Source organism: Variovorax sp. GrIS 2.14 (assembly GCF_046115955.1).
In the GTDB taxonomy this organism is placed as follows: Bacteria; Pseudomonadota; Gammaproteobacteria; order Burkholderiales; family Burkholderiaceae_C; genus Variovorax.
Genome location: NZ_JBJXIA010000011.1, coordinates 74,362 through 89,306, shown reverse-complemented (window position 1 = coordinate 89,306; position 14,945 = coordinate 74,362). Strand labels below are relative to the sequence as shown.

The 14,945-nt window shown below is 65.1% G+C and carries 16 protein-coding genes; 8 read left to right on the top strand and 8 right to left on the bottom strand.

What is annotated here, in order from left to right:
• The first annotated feature begins 24 nt into the window (after positions 1-24).
• From RCH10_RS17950 to RCH10_RS17925, 6 genes are all read left to right on the top strand, one after another.
• Entirely contained in the window at positions 25-816 is a 792-nt protein-coding gene (locus tag RCH10_RS17950) for an FAD binding domain-containing protein (RefSeq protein ID WP_409053436.1), read from the top strand.
• Positions 817-826: 10 nt separating this feature from the next.
• The gene (locus RCH10_RS17945; RefSeq protein ID WP_409053435.1) at positions 827-1,729 is read left to right on the top strand and encodes an AAA family ATPase; all 903 of its coding nucleotides are present in this window, start codon (positions 827-829) and stop codon (positions 1,727-1,729) included.
• Complete coding sequence (locus RCH10_RS17940) at positions 1,726-2,982, top strand: vWA domain-containing protein (protein ID WP_409053434.1); 1,257 nt, start codon at positions 1,726-1,728, stop codon at positions 2,980-2,982. The genes RCH10_RS17945 and RCH10_RS17940 overlap by 4 nt, the downstream gene beginning before the upstream one ends.
• Positions 2,983-3,013: 31 nt before the next feature.
• Complete coding sequence (locus tag RCH10_RS17935; RefSeq protein WP_409053433.1) at positions 3,014-3,688, top strand: CoxG family protein; 675 nt, start codon at positions 3,014-3,016, stop codon at positions 3,686-3,688.
• Positions 3,689-3,711: 23 nt separating this feature from the next.
• The gene (locus RCH10_RS17930) at positions 3,712-4,722 is read left to right on the top strand and encodes an XdhC family protein (protein ID WP_409053432.1); all 1,011 of its coding nucleotides are present in this window, start codon (positions 3,712-3,714) and stop codon (positions 4,720-4,722) included.
• A gap of 91 nt (positions 4,723-4,813) precedes the next feature.
• Positions 4,814-5,233, top strand: a complete 420-nt coding sequence (locus tag RCH10_RS17925; RefSeq protein WP_409053522.1) for an Lrp/AsnC family transcriptional regulator — start codon at positions 4,814-4,816, stop codon at positions 5,231-5,233.
• A 67-nt stretch (positions 5,234-5,300) separates the two neighbouring features.
• Here the strand turns inward: RCH10_RS17925 and RCH10_RS17920 are convergent, their stop codons facing one another.
• A complete protein-coding gene (locus RCH10_RS17920) occupies positions 5,301-5,510 on the bottom strand; it encodes a hypothetical protein (protein ID WP_409053431.1) in 210 nt (69 codons plus the stop codon).
• 153 nt (positions 5,511-5,663) lie between these two features.
• Here RCH10_RS17920 and RCH10_RS17915 point away from each other — a divergent pair, with 153 nt between their 5' ends.
• Entirely contained in the window at positions 5,664-5,909 is a 246-nt protein-coding gene (locus RCH10_RS17915; RefSeq protein ID WP_323497397.1) for a hypothetical protein, read from the top strand.
• Here the strand turns inward: RCH10_RS17915 and RCH10_RS17910 are convergent.
• From RCH10_RS17910 to RCH10_RS17880, 7 genes are all read right to left on the bottom strand, one after another.
• A complete protein-coding gene (locus RCH10_RS17910; protein ID WP_409053430.1) occupies positions 5,906-6,610 on the bottom strand; it encodes a DUF2894 domain-containing protein in 705 nt (234 codons plus the stop codon). The genes RCH10_RS17915 and RCH10_RS17910 overlap by 4 nt on opposite strands.
• Complete coding sequence (locus RCH10_RS17905; RefSeq protein ID WP_409053429.1) at positions 6,603-7,277, bottom strand: OmpA family protein; 675 nt, start codon at positions 7,275-7,277, stop codon at positions 6,603-6,605. The genes RCH10_RS17910 and RCH10_RS17905 overlap by 8 nt, the downstream gene beginning before the upstream one ends.
• Positions 7,277-9,202, bottom strand: coding sequence for a DUF802 domain-containing protein (locus RCH10_RS17900; RefSeq protein WP_409053428.1), 1,926 nt, complete (start codon positions 9,200-9,202; stop codon positions 7,277-7,279). The genes RCH10_RS17905 and RCH10_RS17900 overlap by 1 nt, the downstream gene beginning before the upstream one ends.
• A gap of 9 nt (positions 9,203-9,211) precedes the next feature.
• Positions 9,212-9,877, bottom strand: coding sequence for a DUF3348 domain-containing protein (locus tag RCH10_RS17895; RefSeq protein ID WP_409053427.1), 666 nt, complete (start codon positions 9,875-9,877; stop codon positions 9,212-9,214).
• Positions 9,878-9,989: 112 nt separating this feature from the next.
• Positions 9,990-11,843 (bottom strand): IlvD/Edd family dehydratase, encoded by a 1,854-nt coding sequence (locus RCH10_RS17890; RefSeq protein ID WP_409053426.1) that lies wholly within the window; start codon positions 11,841-11,843, stop codon positions 9,990-9,992.
• Entirely contained in the window at positions 11,840-12,859 is a 1,020-nt protein-coding gene (denD, locus tag RCH10_RS17885; protein ID WP_409053425.1) for a D-erythronate dehydrogenase, read from the bottom strand. The genes RCH10_RS17890 and denD overlap by 4 nt, the downstream gene beginning before the upstream one ends.
• On the bottom strand, positions 12,856-13,698 hold the full coding sequence (locus RCH10_RS17880; protein WP_409053424.1) for a FadR/GntR family transcriptional regulator: 843 nt from the start codon (positions 13,696-13,698) through the stop codon (positions 12,856-12,858). Before RCH10_RS17880 ends, denD begins: the two co-directional genes overlap by 4 nt.
• 154 nt (positions 13,699-13,852) lie before the next feature.
• Between RCH10_RS17880 and RCH10_RS17875 the strand changes: the two genes are divergently transcribed.
• A complete protein-coding gene (locus RCH10_RS17875) occupies positions 13,853-14,926 on the top strand; it encodes a sn-glycerol-3-phosphate ABC transporter ATP-binding protein UgpC (protein ID WP_323497389.1) in 1,074 nt (357 codons plus the stop codon).
• Positions 14,927-14,945 lie beyond the last annotated feature (19 nt).

Sequence of the window (14,945 nt, the reverse complement as noted above, 5' to 3'; positions counted from 1 at the left end):
GGTCGTCATTCAAGGAAGAACACCATGTATCCATTCACCCTCGAAAAGCCGACCACCTTGGCGGATGCCGCCAGGCTCTCCAGTGCAGGCGCCAAGCCGTTGGCCGGCGGACAAACCTTGCTGGCGTCCATGAAGCTGCGGCTTTCGGCGCCCGAACAGCTGGCCGATCTGAGCGGTATCAAAGAGCTGACCGGTATCAAGAAAGACGGCGCCACCCTCACCATCGGTGCGATGTCGCGGCACCTCGATGTCGCCAATAACGCCGACGTCAAGGCGGCCTATCCAGCGCTTGCCGATCTTGCGTCGCGCATCGGCGACCGGCAGGTGCGTGCCATGGGCACTATCGGCGGATCGGTCGCCAACAACGATCCGGCGGCGTGCTACCCCAGCGTCGTCCTGGCCTCGGGCGCGACCATCGTCACCGACAAGCGCGAAATCGCCGCCGATGATTTCTTTCTGGGCATGTTCACTACAGCGCTTGAAGAAGGCGAACTCATCACCGCCTTCAAATTCCCGGTGCCCAAGCGCGCCTGCTACGAAAAGCTGCGGCAAAAGGCTTCGCACTTTCCGCTGGTCGGCGTCTTCGTCGCGCAGTACGACGGCGGTGTGAGGGTGGCGATCACCGGCGCAGCCAATGGTGTGTTCCGGCACAAAGGCCTGGAAGACGCGCTCAACAAGAGCTTCACAGCCGAAGCCGCAGCCGGCGTGAAGATCGACTCCACCGATCTCAACAGCGACCTGCACGCCACCGCGCCGTACCGTGCCAACCTGATCAGCGTGCTGACGCAGCGGGCCGTGACCAAAGCGCTCGGCTAAGCGCTTCGGGATGACGTTTCCCACCATCGACGCGGTCGTCGAAGGCCTGCGTCTCGCGGGCTACTACGCCGACCGCCGGCTGGCGACGGCGGTGTTCCTCGCGCTCAAATTACAGCGGCCCTTGCTGCTCGAAGGCGAGCCCGGCGTCGGCAAGACCGAACTTGCCAAGGCGCTGTCCAAGGCGCTGCAGCGCCAGTTACTGCGCCTGCAATGCTATGACGGGCTCGAGCAGCGCGAGGCGCTCTACGAATGGAACTACGCCGCGCAGCTGCTGCACATGCGCGCGGCTGAGGCCAGCGGTGCAGCGCGCGACGTCGAGGCCGAGGTGTACCAGCCTCACTACCTCATCCGCCGTCCGCTGCTGCAGGCACTGCAAACGCCCGCGCCCGGCGCGGTGCTGCTGATCGACGAGGTCGACCGCGCGGACGAACCGTTCGAAGCCTTCCTGCTCGAGTACCTCGGCGAATACCAGGTCAGCATTCCGGAGCTGGGCACCATCCGGGCCGTAGTGCCGCCCATCACCCTGCTCACCAGCAATCGGACGCGCGAGCTCAATGACGCGGTCAAGCGGCGCTGCCTCTATCACTGGCTCGACTATCCCGATCGCGACCGTGAACTGGCGATCGTGCGCAGCCAGGTTCCCGAGGCGGGCCAAGCGCTGTCGGCGCAGGTCGCAGCCTTCATGGGAAAACTGCGCAGCGCACCGTTCGTCAATGCTTTCCAGCGGGCCCCTGGCATCGCCGAAAGCGTGGAGTGGGCACGGGCGCTGATCGCCCTCGACACAATCGAACTCGACCCGGAAGTGGTGATCGACACCGCCGGGATCCTGTTCAAGCAACGCGATGACGTGGCGGCCCTCACGCACACCCTGGCAACCGAACTGCTGCTCCCGGAAAAAGAGCCGGCGTCATGATTCCGGGCGGTCGTGCGGGTACGGCGGGCACTGCAGGCACGGAGAGCACGAGCCGCCGGATTCCGCAGCTCGGCGATGCGCGCAGCGGCAAGCTCGCCGGCAACATTGTCGCTTTCGGGCGTGCCTTGCGCCGCGCTGGCGTGCGAACCGACGCCATGCGCATCGGCCTGGCGACTGAAGCGGTCGGGCTGGTCGGCGTCGACGAGCGGGCCGATGTGTGTGCTGCCATGGAAGCTGTCATGGTCAGTCGCGAGCAAGACCGCATGGTGTTTCGCGAGCTGTTCGATGCCTGGTTTCGCGATCCTGAGCTGGCCAACAAGCTGCTGGCGCAGATGTTGCCGAGCGCCGAGGGCAAAGCCGAACCTTCGAAGCGGCGCCCTCGCGTTCGCGAGGCGCTGACGGCGCCGCGCGAACCCAGCAAGGCCGCGCAAACCGAACGCGAAGTCGACTTCGACGCGGCCATGACCGCCAGCGACCGCGACCTGCTCAAGCACGCCGACTTCAATGCGCTCGGCGCTTCCGAATACCGACTGGTCGAGCGGCTTGCGCGCGACATCTCTCTTCCTGTGCCTACGGTACGTTCGCGGCGGCTGCGCGTGGCAAGCGGTGCTGCCCAGCACGCACGCATGCACTGGCCCGGCGTGCTTCAGGAGGCTGCGCGCACAGGCGGCGAAATGCTGCGGCTTCCGCGCATGGCACGCCGCGAACAGCCGCTGCCGTTGCTCGTGCTGGTCGACGTGTCGGGCTCGATGGAGCGCTATGCGCGTCTGTTGCTCGCCTTTTTGCATGCGTCGACGCGACGTGCCGGCCGGCGCGACGTCTTCGCCTTCGGCACGCACCTGACCGATCTCACGCCCGCCTTTCGGCTGGCCGATACCGACGAGATGCTGGGCGCTGCGAGCCTGGCGATCGACGACTTCGCGGGCGGCACGCGGCTCGGCGATTCCTTCGCCACCCTGCGCCGGCTGCATGCGCGCCGGCTGACGGGCCGCCGCACGCTGGTGCTGGTCATCAGCGACGGGCTCGACACCGGCGAACCTCATGTGCTCGAAGACGAATTGCTCTGGCTCAGGCGACACTCACGGCGCCTCCTGTGGCTCAACCCCTTGCTGCGCTTCGACGGGTACGCTCCGCTGGCGCGCGGGGCCACGGTGCTGCACCGCCATGCGGATGCGATGCTGGCAGTCCACAATCTCGGCGCACTGGAGGAACTGGCCGCCAGTCTCGCCACACTGATGCGTTCGGGCCGTTAGCGCCCGACTGCGAACAACGAAAGGGAATCACATGGAAATGCTCGGCAACCGACACCTCGGCATCACGCAGCAACAGGCCTGGGAAGCGCTCAACGACCCGGAGACGCTGAAGAAGTGCATCCCCGGCTGCGACAAGTTCGAGCTGACCGGCTACAACACCTACAGCGTGGCATTGGCCCTCAAGATTGGCCCGGTTTCGGCCAAGTTTCAGGGCAAGGTCATGCTGTCGGACATCGTTGCACCGGACGGCTACAAGCTGACCTTCGAGGGGCAGGGCGGCGTGGCCGGCTTTGCCAAGGGCGCGTCGAGTGTCACGCTTCGGCCTTTGCCCAGCACCGACGGGGCAGACACCGAGGGTGCCGGGGTCGTCGAAGCGCAGCCCGGCTGTGAACTGGCGTACACCGTACAAGCCACGGTCGGCGGCAAGATCGCGCAGCTCGGTCAGCGCCTCATCGACGGCGCGGCCAAATCCACGGCCGACGATTTCTTCAAGCGTTTCGAAGCCGAGATGCAGAGCCGCTACGGGCCGCCGCCCGCCGCACAGACCGAAGACGGCGGCGCCACCCCGTCCGCCGAAAAGACGGGCGCGATGGCCGGTTTCATGAAGAAGATCGGGCTCGGAAAGAAGGCCGACAAGGACGCCGCGGCTGCTGCCGACGATGCTCCGAAGGTTGCCCAGGAAGGCGCGCCCGACAGCGCGCCCTGATCACGCGTCCACACGGGTCCCGGATGGAAAACCTCGACGTCATGGTGCTGCGCACGCTACTCGACTGGCGCCGCGCCGGCAAACGCGCGCTGCTCACGACCGTCGTGCGCACCTGGGGCTCGTCGCCCCGGCCGGTCGGCTCGATCATGGCGCTGGCGGACGACGGTGCGGTGGTCGGATCGGTCTCGGGCGGCTGCATCGAAGACGACCTGATCGCGCGCTACAGCCGATCGCATGGCGCGGCCCAAGAGATCCCCAGCGGCGCGCCCTCGCTCGTCAAATACGGCATCACGGCCGACGAGGCGCATCGCTTCGGCTTGCCGTGCGGCGGCACGCTCGAGCTTCTGCTCGAGTACGACCCCGATGTTGCATCGCTGGAAACGCTCGTCGCTGCGCTCGAATCGGGCAAGCTGATGCAGCGCACCGTGTCGCTCGCAGACGGCGCTGTGCGGCTGGCCGAAGCCACGTCGCCCGACGCACTCATGGTCGACGACAAGACGCTGGTCAATACCTTCGGCCCCGAGTACCGGATGCTGTTGATCGGCGCCGGCCAGCTGGCCGAATACCTCGCCACCATGGCGAAATTCAGCGGCTTCGCAGTCACGCTGTGCGATCCGCGGATCGAATACCGGTCGTCGTGGTCGGTGCCTGGCGTCGCCATCACGACCGAGATGCCCGACGACGCGGTGACCGCCTTCAAGCCCGACCGTCGCAGCTGTGTGGTCGCGCTCACGCACGACCCCAAGCTCGATGATCTGGCTTTGCTCGAAGCACTGGAAAGCGATGCTTTCTACGTCGGGGCCATCGGCTCGCGCCGCAACGCCGAGGCGCGGCGCAGCCGCATGATCGAGCACTTCGAGCAGACGGCCGAATCGCTGGCGCGCCTGCGCGGCCCGATCGGCATCTACATCGGCAGCAAGACGCCGCCGGAGATTGCGGTAAGCGTCATGGGCGAAATCCTCGCGGTCAAGAACGCGGTCACTCTGCCGCGTGAGACCGACGTGGCGCTGGCGAAGGCGCTGCACGGCGATTGAGCGCGGCGACTGAACGCTGCCGGTGCGGAAGGCGCGCAGTGCGTGAGCCGGCAGCCGGTTCACGCCGCCGGGCGATACTTCGCCCATGGCCATGGACGACACCGATCGCAAACTGATTTCACTGTTGCGCAAGGATGCGCGCATGACTGCCGCGGCGCTGGCTGCGAAGCTTGGCGTCTCGCGCGGCACCATTGCTAACCGCTTGCGCAAGCTCGAAGACGAGCAAGTGATCGTCGGCTATTCAGTGCGCCTCAGGCCCGACGCCGAGCCCGCCACCATCAAGGCCTGGATGAGCGTGGTGGTCGAAGGTAACCAGACCCGCGCCGTCATCGCCGCGCTGCTCGGAGAGCCCGCCGTCGAGGCGCTGCACGACACCAACGGGCGCTGGGATCTGCTGGCCGAGTTGCGCGCCGAGAGCATGGCCGAGCTGTCGAATGTGCTGGAACGGGTGCGGCTGATCAAGGGGATCCGCAACACCGAGACGAGCATCCTTCTGGCGACCTACCGCTGAGGCCGAGCAGCAGAGCGCGGCCCAGCAGGGCTGGACCGGCTGCAGGTTGAGGTGGCCTACGGTGCGTCTACTCGATCGTCGCGCCAGATGCTTCGACGATGCCCTTCCACTTAACGTAGTCCTCATTCACCATCTTCGAAATTTGCTGCGACGACATCGGCATCGGCTCGGCGCCTTGCCCCTGCAGAACAGCCTTCATTTCGGGCGTGGCGAGCAGTTCGTCGACCCTGCGGTTGATCAGGTCGACCACGCTTTGCGGCGTGCGCGGTGATGGCACCTTCTTTCGCAACGCTCTTCGTTGTAGGGCCAGGCGTACCCGGCCGTAGGACCGAGGCGGCTTTGCACCGCACTTCCCGCAGATGTGAACTTTGCACTCCCCGCGAATGTCGTCCGCCGTGCCCAATGGCTTCAAACCAACTGGAGCTTGAACATGAGCAAGACGCTCGATCTGATTGTTGAAGAGACGATTCCCGGACATTTTTTCTGGACGCTGGTGCGGCGCGCACCGGCCAAAGAGACTCCCTTTGTCGTCGACTTTGCCATGGGCCCGTTGCCCAGCAAGAAGGCCGCCATCGCTGCCGGCAATGCCGCGATGCAAAGAGCCAGCGCGGCTAGCGGAGCCGGTCAGTCCGCATGGAGCGGAAACTACGCGGAGACTGTTCCCGCTAATCTTTAGATGCTGCCTTTGGATTCGCGAGAGCTTTTGCGCGCAGGCTTCTTCTGAACCGCGTCGCGCTGCGCACTCGCACTCGCACTCGACACCGCAGCAACGGCATTCGCATCGTCGAGCCACAACAACGCGTCGACATGCGACATGAAGTGGCTGAGGTAGCCCGGCGAAAGATCGCGCATCGACTTGAGTGCCTGGTGCACCAGATGGTGCGAGTTGAGGGGACCTGGATTGTCCGGCACCGTCGCGTGAGATTGGGACAAATGGCGCTCGGCGCTGAGCTTCGACCATGTGCTTCTGAAGTACTTGAGCGCGCGCGTCATCGAGCCCTCGATGGCGCCATCGTCACCGTTCGCCCTCGGTGCGAGTTGACCGGCTAGTTCTGCAAGCGCGCTGCGAACCGCGGAACCTGTACCCGGGGCTCCCGGCAGGCCGGGCAGTTCGCCTGCAACATCGCTTTTTGCCTGCTCCGCATCTCTGGCAAGTCTCGCTCTTTCGACGTCCTCGCAGTAAGCAGACAACAGTTGCGCCAGCCTGTCGTCGAGGATGCGGCGCGCTGCCCCTTGCTGCAGCAAAGCTCGCCGCGCAAGTACCTCTATGAAGCCGAAGCGCACGGGGTCAATACGGTGATCGCCACGGGCGCGCAACGCGTTGAGCGTGGCGCCGTGGTCCACGCCGGCATCGCTCGCGACGACGCCCTTACTCACGGACCTTTGCAGTGCCAGTGGCTGCATTGTTGGCACCAGAAGGCCGCGGCGTCGGCGCCATCTCGACGCGCCGATTTTTTGAGCGTCCATCCGCATCGGCGTTCGATGCCACGGCCTGCTCGGCGCCGAAAGCCGCGGCAAAGACCGACGCTGCCGGAAGACCTTCTTCGATCAGCGTCCGCGTCACCGTCAATGCCCGTTGCGCCGACAGCTCCCAGTTGTCCGCGAACTGTCGATTGCCGCCGCGCACCTGCCGGTCGTCGGTGAAGCCGCTCACCATCAGGATCTCGTCGCGTGACTGCAGGTAGGCCGCCAGCGGTGTGGTCAGGCTCTTCAACAGTTGCCGGCCCTCGGGTTGCAGCTCAGCCGAGTTGAGCGCGAACAGCACACTGCCGCTGATGCCGATGCGCCCGTTGTTGAGCGTCACGCGGCCCGCAGCCAAGGGCCCGGCCAGCGCCTTTTCCAAGGTCTCGCGGCGCTGTGACTCGGCTTGCCGCTGCTTGACCTCGGCTTCGAGCTTGGTCGCGAGTTCCAGTTGCATGCCGAGCACGCACACCAGGATGAGCACGAAGGCGCCGAGCAGTCCCGACATCAGGTCGCCGAAGACAGCCCAGATCGGCACGCTCGATTCGAGCCCGCCGTCGCTGTCTTCGGAAAGTTCGTTCATCACGCTTCGCTGCCCACGAGCGAGCGCTGATCTGCGAGCCGCTGCAGGTCTTCGACGATCTGCCTTTGCGACAGCATGCTGAGGTCGATGACCTCCCTGGCCTGCGCCACGTAGTAGGCAAGTTGTTCATCGCTGCGCACCATCGATTTGCCGAGCGCGCCTTCGATGCGTTGCAGTTGGGCACCCAGCTTGTCGTTCGACTGGCTGAAGAGCTGCACAGCGTGACCGAAGGCTTCGCCCAGGCTCGCCACTTCGACCGCGCTGCCGGTGAGTTGCGCGCTGACGCCCGCCATCTTTTCGGATTCGGCGTCGACCTTGGCGGTGAACTGCGTGCCGGCGCGTGCCAGCAAATCCGCCGATGTCGCAACCAGCGCATCGATGGCCGCGCGCTGTTCGGTGGAGGCGTGGTTGACGCTGTCGAGCACGGTCGAGAGTGTGCCGAGGATGCGGGCGCGCTCTTCGAGCAGCGCGTTGTCGCCGACCATGCTGTCCGACAGCTTCTGCCTGAGTTCGGCAATGACCTCGGCCGCCGCACGGGGCGCTTCCGAAGCCGTCTGTACCAGCTGTGCGACCTCGGCGATGGTGTTCTTCGCGTGTGCCTCGGTCTGGGCCGATAGGTCGCTCGCGGTGCGCTCCAGCGTCTTCACGATCTCTTGCTGCAAGCTGGCGGCCTGCGTGCCGGTCTGCTGCCATTCGTGCTGCAGCGACCCGGCGATCGAGCCCAGTGCTTCGGTCCACGACGCCAGACGTTGCTGGTCTTGCGATGCGATCTTGTTCTGCAAATCTCCATGCGCTTCGCCCAATGAATGCACGAGCGATGTCGCGCGTTGCTCGAAGGTTTCTGCGAACCGATCGAGCGAGGTGCCCAGGTCTTCGGCCAACGATTCGCTGGTACGGCGATGCTCAGCGAGCGCAGCGCTCCAATGCGCTCCCAGGCTTGCGGTGCTGGCCTCGAAGCGGGTCGACAGCCCATCGAGTTGCTGCTGCGCTGCCTGCGCGACGTGGGTGTGCAGAGCGGCCGTCTCTTTGGCGATGCTGGCCATCGTGGCCTCGACCACAGGTTGAATCGTCGCGCCGGCGATGCGGGCGCTTTCGGTCAGGCTTTCTTTCAGCGATTCGCCGACGGCCGACGCCAAGCTCGCGTAAGCGGACTCGGCCTGCCCATGAAAACTGTCTTGCCCAGCGACGAGCTTCTCGTTCAGCGCCTGACTCTGCTTTTCCATCGCGGCCATCATGGATTGCAGACGGTCGGCCAGTTCAGGCATGACCTCGGCCTGGCGTTGAAGCAGCTTGAACGATTCTTCGCGCCGGTGCGCACTCGAAAAGACACGCAAGGTCGTCGCGATCTTGGTGTCGAGCAACTGCGCAACCTGCAGCCGGTCGCGTCGGCACAGAGCGGAAACCAGGCCCAGCATGGCCGATGCCGCGACACCCGCGAGCGATGTTCCGAAAGCCAGGCCCAGTCCCTTGACCGGCGCAGCCAGCGACGAGCGGATCGACAGCAGGTCCGATGCGCTTTCGAGCGCGGTGCCGGTGCCGTTCAGCGTGACGACCATGCCCAGGAAAGTACCGAGCATGCCGAGCAGCACCAGCAGGCCTGCGAGGTACGGCGTCAGCGTCGGGCCAGGCAGGCCAACGCGCTCGCCTTCGATGCGCAGACGCACCGAGTTCTGCAACGAAGCGGGAAGCTGGCCGAGCCATGCGGCAAGGCCAGCCGGCGCTTCGGATGTGCCCGTCACCGCGCGTGCCAGCGTGGACGTCGCCTGATCGAAGCGGTACAGCTCCAGCCCGCCCATCACATAAAACCCGCCGATGATCAGCGTCATCACCAGCGCCAGCGGGCTCACGCCGATGTAGCCGATGCCGACCCAGCAGATGGCTGCCAAGCCGAGGAAAAACGCTGTGAAGTGAAGTGATCTGCTCATGGCATCCCGTTATGTCTCTCGAAGGGCTTCGAGCAGCCCTTCGACTGGTTGCAATCGAATCTCCAGCTCGGCGAGCAACACGCTTTGCATGTCCTTGACGAATGCGTCTCGCCACGCTTCAGGCTCGCCATGCGCCAGGCGCTTGAAATACTTCTCGAGCAAGCCCGGCACCGTCGCCAGCAAACGTTGCTCGTGCACGGCCAGCGCCCGCTCCATCACCGCATCCAGCGCGGCGAGCTGCACCATGGCCGGTGATTTGCTCGCCAACGCCACGCGCACACGCCTGCGCAGGCCGGCGATATTCGTCTCCATAGCCTGTTGTCGGGCAATGTAGCGCCTGCGATAAGGCGCGAAGTCGGTGGTCGTGCCCATTGCCGCGTTGCGGGAAGGCGCGAGGTCTCCGTTGATCGCGGTGACCAGCACGGCCCGCACGCGTACGCATTCGGCTTCTTCGGTGCTCGATGCCGCGAGGGGATTGCGCAGGCGCAACGGTGCATTCGACACCTCGCCGTTCAACACCGAAGAGAGCGTGATCGCGTCGGTCCAGCCGAGCCACTGACTCAATCGGTCTGCGAAAGACCGTTTGGAGTCGGCGACGTCGATGTCCGTCAGTCGGGCGAGGAGGCGAACGAGTGTCGACCCGCTGAAGCCTGCACGCCGGGGCACTTGCACCATACCGTCCAGAGCGAAAAACCACGCAGTCTACACGGGGCAAACACGGGGAAAGGCGACGGAAAAGGTGTAGGGAAACCGGGGCCTTAGGCCGTCGGCACCGTGCCTTCGCCGATCAATGGTTATCGCGCGGCACTCCGAAGGTCGCATGGATCTTCTGGTACTTCACGGCCGGCTTCAGCACCATGCCTTCGGACAGCTCGCCGACGATGTTGCGTTGGATCTCCTGCCAAGGCGTCTGGCTCGCCGGGTACTTGTAGCCGCCGGCCGCTTCGAGCGCGGCGCGGCGCCTGGCGATTTCTTCGTCGCTCACCAGCATGTTCGCGGTGCGCTTTTTGAGGTCGATGCGCACGCGGTCGCCGGTCTTCAGCAATGCCAGGTTGCCTCCGGTCGCAGCTTCGGGCGAGGCGTTGAGGATCGACGGTGAACCGGACGTGCCCGACTGCCGGCCATCGCCGATACAGGCCAGCGCGGTCACGCCCTTCTTCAGCAGGTAGTCGGGTGCGCGCATGTTGACGACCTCGGCCGCGCCGGGGTAGCCGACCGGGCCGACACCGCGCATGAACAACACGGTGTGCTCGTTCAGCTTCATCTTCGGATCGTCGATGCGGTGGTGGTAGTCCTCCGGGCCATCGAACACCGCAGCCAGCCCTTCGAACGCCATCGGGTCAGCGGCGTTTTCAAGGTAGCGCGTGCGGAATTCCGGTGTGATCACGCTGGTCTTCATGATGGCCGAGTCGAACAGGTTGCCCCTGAAATGCAGGAAACCAGCGTCCTTTTTCATGGGCTTGGCATACGGGAAGATCACGTCGCGGTCGTCGGTGAAACGGCCTTCGCAGTTCTCGACGAGGGTCTTGCCGTTGGCCGTCATCGCGGGCTTGATCTTGCCCTTGGCGATGAGCTCGGCCACCACGGCAGGCACGCCGCCAGCGCGGTAATAGTCTTCGCCCAGGTATTCGCCGGCTGGCTGCAGGTTGACCAGCAGCGGCACCTTGTAGCCGATCTTTTCCCAGTCGTCGTTGTCCAGCTTCACGCCGATGTGCTTGGCGATGGCGTTGAGGTGAATCGGCGCGTTGGTCGATCCGCCGATGGCCGAGTTGACGACGATGGCGTTTTCGAAGGCTTCGCGCGTCAGGATGTCCGATGGCTTCAGGTCCTCGCGCACCATTTCGACGATGCGCTTGCCGGTCAGGTAGGCCATCTCCTGCCGGTCGCGGTAGGGCGCCGGAATCGCCGCGCTGCCGGGCAAGGTCATGCCCAGTGCCTCGGCCAGCGAGTTCATCGTCGATGCCGTGCCCATCGTGTTGCAGTGACCAGTCGATGGGGCCGACGACGCGACGAGCTTCAGGAACTCCTGGTAGCCGATCTCACCGGCGGCCATCAGCTCCCGCGCTTTCCAGACGATGGTGCCGGAGCCGGTGCGCTCGCCCTTGTACCAGCCGTTCAGCATCGGGCCGGAATTGAGTGCGATAGCCGGAATGTCGACTGTGGCGGCAGCCATCAGCTGCGCCGGTGTCGTCTTGTCGCAGCCGGTGGTAAGTACGCAACCATCGATAGGGTAGCCGTAGAGCACCTCGATGAGCGAGAGGTATTGCAGGTTGCGGTCGAGCGATGCGGTCGGGCGCTTGCAGGTCTCCTGGATCGGATGGATCGGAAACTCGAACGCGATGCCGCCCGCGTCGCGGATGCCTTCGCGCACGCGCTCGGCCAGCACGATGTGGTGGCGGTTGCACGGCGCGATGTCAGAGCCGGTCTGGGCGATGCCGATGATCGGCCGGCCCGACTGCAACTCGTCGAAGCTCAGGCCGAAGTTCATCGTGCGCTCGATGTAGAGCGCCGTCATGTCGGCGTTGTCGGGGTTGTCGAACCACGACTGCGAGCGCAGGCGCTGCGGGCTGGTGCGCGGCTTCTTGGGCGTGCTCTTGGGGTTGCTCTTTGGGTCGCTTTTGGGCGTAGAGGCTTTCGTCATCGTTTCATCCCCTTGAGGGTTTCTTGTGCGGTCGGCAAGGCGGAGCAGTCATCGATGTACTGCTGAATCATTTCGGCAAAACTTTCGTGCGGCAGCAAGCCGAGGCCGGCAGCGCGCGCAGCGGTTGCGCCGCTCGGCCAGTTGGCCACGATGCCGGCAACGCGCTCGTCGCGCTCGAAGCGCACCAGCGCGCGCACCGACTTGCCGGCCACCTGTTCGAGCGCTTCGAGCATGTCGCTCACGCGCACGTTGAGCGCGGGCAAATTGAGTGCGAGCCGGCCGCAGAAAGCTTCGCGCGAGGCTTCGTACACGGCGATCAGCCCGTCGACCGTGCGCGACGGCGACGACATCGGATGCGACACGTCGGGCGACACCGGACAGATCGACTCGACGCCCGCCAGCGGCTCGCGAATGATGCCGCTGAAGAAAGACGATGCCGCCCCGTTCGGCTTGCCAGGGCGTACCGTAACCGTCATCAGGCGCGCCGCGCGGCCGTCGATGTAGCCCTTGCGCGTGTAGTCGGCGATGAGGTGCTCGCAGATCAGCTTTTGCACGCCGTAGGACGTTTGCGGCGCTGGCAGCGTGTCGTCGGCGACCACCTTGGGAAAGGTGATCGCCGGGTCGGGTCCGAACACCGCGACCGAACTGGAGAACACCACGCGCGCCATCTTGCCGCCGTCGTTCACATTGGCGCGCAAGGCATCGAGCAAGGCGCGCGTGCTGTCGAGGTTGGAGCGCAGGCCGAGGTCGAAATCGGCCTCGCATTCGCCGGACACGGCCGAGGCCAGATGAAACACGCCGTCGAAGGGCTCGGTACGCAGCGCATCGGTTTGCGTCAGCAGCGGGCCGGTGCGCGCCTCGACCCGAGGATCGGCAAGCAGGTCGGCTGGCGGCGGTGCGATGTCGGTCAGCACGAGCTTGTCGATACTCTGTCCGGCCAAGGTGCCGCGTCGCAGCAGGGTGCGCGCAAGTCGCGCGCCGAGGAAGCCGCCGCCTCCGGTGATCAGCAATTTCATGGGGTCTCCTTTTGGATGGTTCGTCTCGTCTTGATTTGAAGTACTGGGGTCTGCCGTGTCGAGACACGCGCCGCGGCACGGCGGCGCTGTCCGGTGATGACGCCGCCTTCGACCAGCCGCTCTTCGCCGCGGATGATGTGTTGCGTCGCGTAGTGCCGCGCGGCGGTGGCGTCGCGACTGGCGATGGCCTCGACCAGTGCCCGATGCTCGTGCTGCACCGCCTGCATGAAGTCGATGCGCCGTGCCTCGTTGCCGCGCGTAATGCGCATGCCTTCGCGCAGGTACTGCTCCAGAAAGCCGAGCAGCAGGCGGAACTGCGGATTGCCGGTCGATTCGCCGATGACCCGATGGAACGCGAGGTCTTCGGCAACGCCGTCGTGGCCGGCCGCGACCGCCGTGTCGATCGCCTTGAGTGCACGACGCAAGGCCGCGATCTGGGGGCGCGTGGCGCGTTCGGCGGCCAGTGCAGCGATCTCGCCTTCGAGCACGCGACGGACCTCGACCACATGCACGACAGCCTGAACCGACTCGAGCACCGCCGGGTCGAACACCAGCGGCCGGTTGACCGGCGTTTGCGCCACGTACACGCCCGAGCCCTGCCGCGAAATGACCAGCGCCTTTGACTTGAGCTGGTGCACTGCCTCTCGTACGACGGTGCGCGAGACGCCGTGCGACTCGGCCAGTTGCTGCTCGGTCGGTAGGCGGTCACCGGGCTGCCACGCGCCCGACTCGATCTGCGAAATCAGGCGCAGCGCGAGCCTGTCCGACAGCCGGTCGGCCACCAGATGGAAGGGCTTTGAAGAGGGAGATGCCTGTGCGGCAGCAGCGGAATGAAGCACGGTTATCAGGTCATCATACAAATTTTCGGGGGTTTTCTCCTACCGGTTTGCCCTGATAGCGATAGATGGCTGCAATGTCGATACTCCGCTGGCTGTAATGCGGAGTCTCCGCATTCTTTAAGTCTGTTCGAGAATTTTTGAGGATTCCATCTGCATGGCCAGCGTCACGATCCAGGGTGTCAAGAAGAACTTCGGTGATGTCCCGATCCTGCACGGCGTCGACATCGACATCAAGGACGGTTCCTTTACCGTGCTGGTCGGCCCTTCGGGCTGCGGCAAGTCGACGTTGCTGCGCATGATCGCGGGGTTGGAGCAAATCAACGGCGGCGAAATTCGCATCGGCGAAAAGCGCGTCAACGACTTGCCACCAAAGGAGCGCGACATCGCGATGGTGTTCCAGAACTACGCGCTGTATCCGCACATGACGGTGCGCGACAACATGGCGTTCTCGCTCGCGCTGGCCAAGGCCGACAAGTCGATCATCGAGTCGAAGGTCAAGCGCGCGGCCGAAATTCTGGCGCTGATCCCGTTGCTCGATCGCTATCCGCGACAACTGTCTGGTGGTCAGCGGCAACGCGTGGCGATGGGTCGTGCCATCGTGCGCGACCCGCAGGTTTTCCTGTTCGACGAACCTCTATCCAACCTCGACGCCAAGCTGCGTGTCGCGATGCGCAGCGAGATCAAGGAGCTGCATCAGCGCCTGAAGACGACGTCGATCTATGTCACGCACGACCAGATCGAAGCGATGACGATGGGCGACAAGATCGTGGTGATGCGCGATGGCCGCATCGAGCAGACCGGCAGCCCGCTCGAGCTGTATGACCGGCCAGCGAATCAGTTCGTCGCCGGCTTCATCGGGTCGCCGTCGATGAACTTCCTGCCCGGCACGCTGCGCCGCAATTCCGGTGCAGCGCATGTCGAACTGCATGACGGCACGCGGCTCGATGCGCCGTTGCAGGCTGGTGGTGCCGATGGCCAACCTGTTGTCTACGGCACGCGGCCCGAGCACCTGTTGCTGGCCGACGCGGGCGGCATCCCTGCGAAGGTCGTGGTGTTGGAGCCCACCGGCATGGACACCTTCGTGTCGTGCCGGCATGAGGGCGCCGAGCTGTCGGCCGTGTTCCGCGAGCGCCACGACTTCGTGCCCGGCACCACGATCCATCTGCAGCCCGACCTGCAGCGCGCACACCTTTTCGATGCAGGCACCGGCGAACGGCTGGTGGCCTGAGTTATCTGTTGACCCCGTT

What these genes read in the sequence shown, in the direction of transcription:
- RCH10_RS17950 (WP_409053436.1), top strand. Translation starts at nt 25, where the DNA reads ATGTATCCATTCACCCTCGAAAAGCCGACCACCTTGGCGGATGCCGCC.
- RCH10_RS17945 (WP_409053435.1), top strand. Translation starts at nt 827, where the DNA reads ATGACGTTTCCCACCATCGACGCGGTCGTCGAAGGCCTGCGTCTCGCG.
- RCH10_RS17940 (WP_409053434.1), top strand. Translation starts at nt 1,726, where the DNA reads ATGATTCCGGGCGGTCGTGCGGGTACGGCGGGCACTGCAGGCACGGAG.
- RCH10_RS17935 (WP_409053433.1), top strand. Translation starts at nt 3,014, where the DNA reads ATGGAAATGCTCGGCAACCGACACCTCGGCATCACGCAGCAACAGGCC.
- RCH10_RS17930 (WP_409053432.1), top strand. Translation starts at nt 3,712, where the DNA reads ATGGAAAACCTCGACGTCATGGTGCTGCGCACGCTACTCGACTGGCGC.
- RCH10_RS17925 (WP_409053522.1), top strand. Translation starts at nt 4,814, where the DNA reads ATGGACGACACCGATCGCAAACTGATTTCACTGTTGCGCAAGGATGCG.
- RCH10_RS17915 (WP_323497397.1), top strand. Translation starts at nt 5,664, where the DNA reads ATGAGCAAGACGCTCGATCTGATTGTTGAAGAGACGATTCCCGGACAT.
- RCH10_RS17905 (WP_409053429.1), bottom strand. Translation starts at nt 7,277, where the DNA reads ATGAACGAACTTTCCGAAGACAGCGACGGCGGGCTCGAATCGAGCGTG.
- RCH10_RS17900 (WP_409053428.1), bottom strand. Translation starts at nt 9,202, where the DNA reads ATGAGCAGATCACTTCACTTCACAGCGTTTTTCCTCGGCTTGGCAGCC.
- RCH10_RS17895 (WP_409053427.1), bottom strand. Translation starts at nt 9,877, where the DNA reads ATGGTGCAAGTGCCCCGGCGTGCAGGCTTCAGCGGGTCGACACTCGTT.
- RCH10_RS17890 (WP_409053426.1), bottom strand. Translation starts at nt 11,843, where the DNA reads ATGACGAAAGCCTCTACGCCCAAAAGCGACCCAAAGAGCAACCCCAAG.
- denD (WP_409053425.1), bottom strand. Translation starts at nt 12,859, where the DNA reads ATGAAATTGCTGATCACCGGAGGCGGCGGCTTCCTCGGCGCGCGACTT.
- RCH10_RS17875 (WP_323497389.1), top strand. Translation starts at nt 13,853, where the DNA reads ATGGCCAGCGTCACGATCCAGGGTGTCAAGAAGAACTTCGGTGATGTC.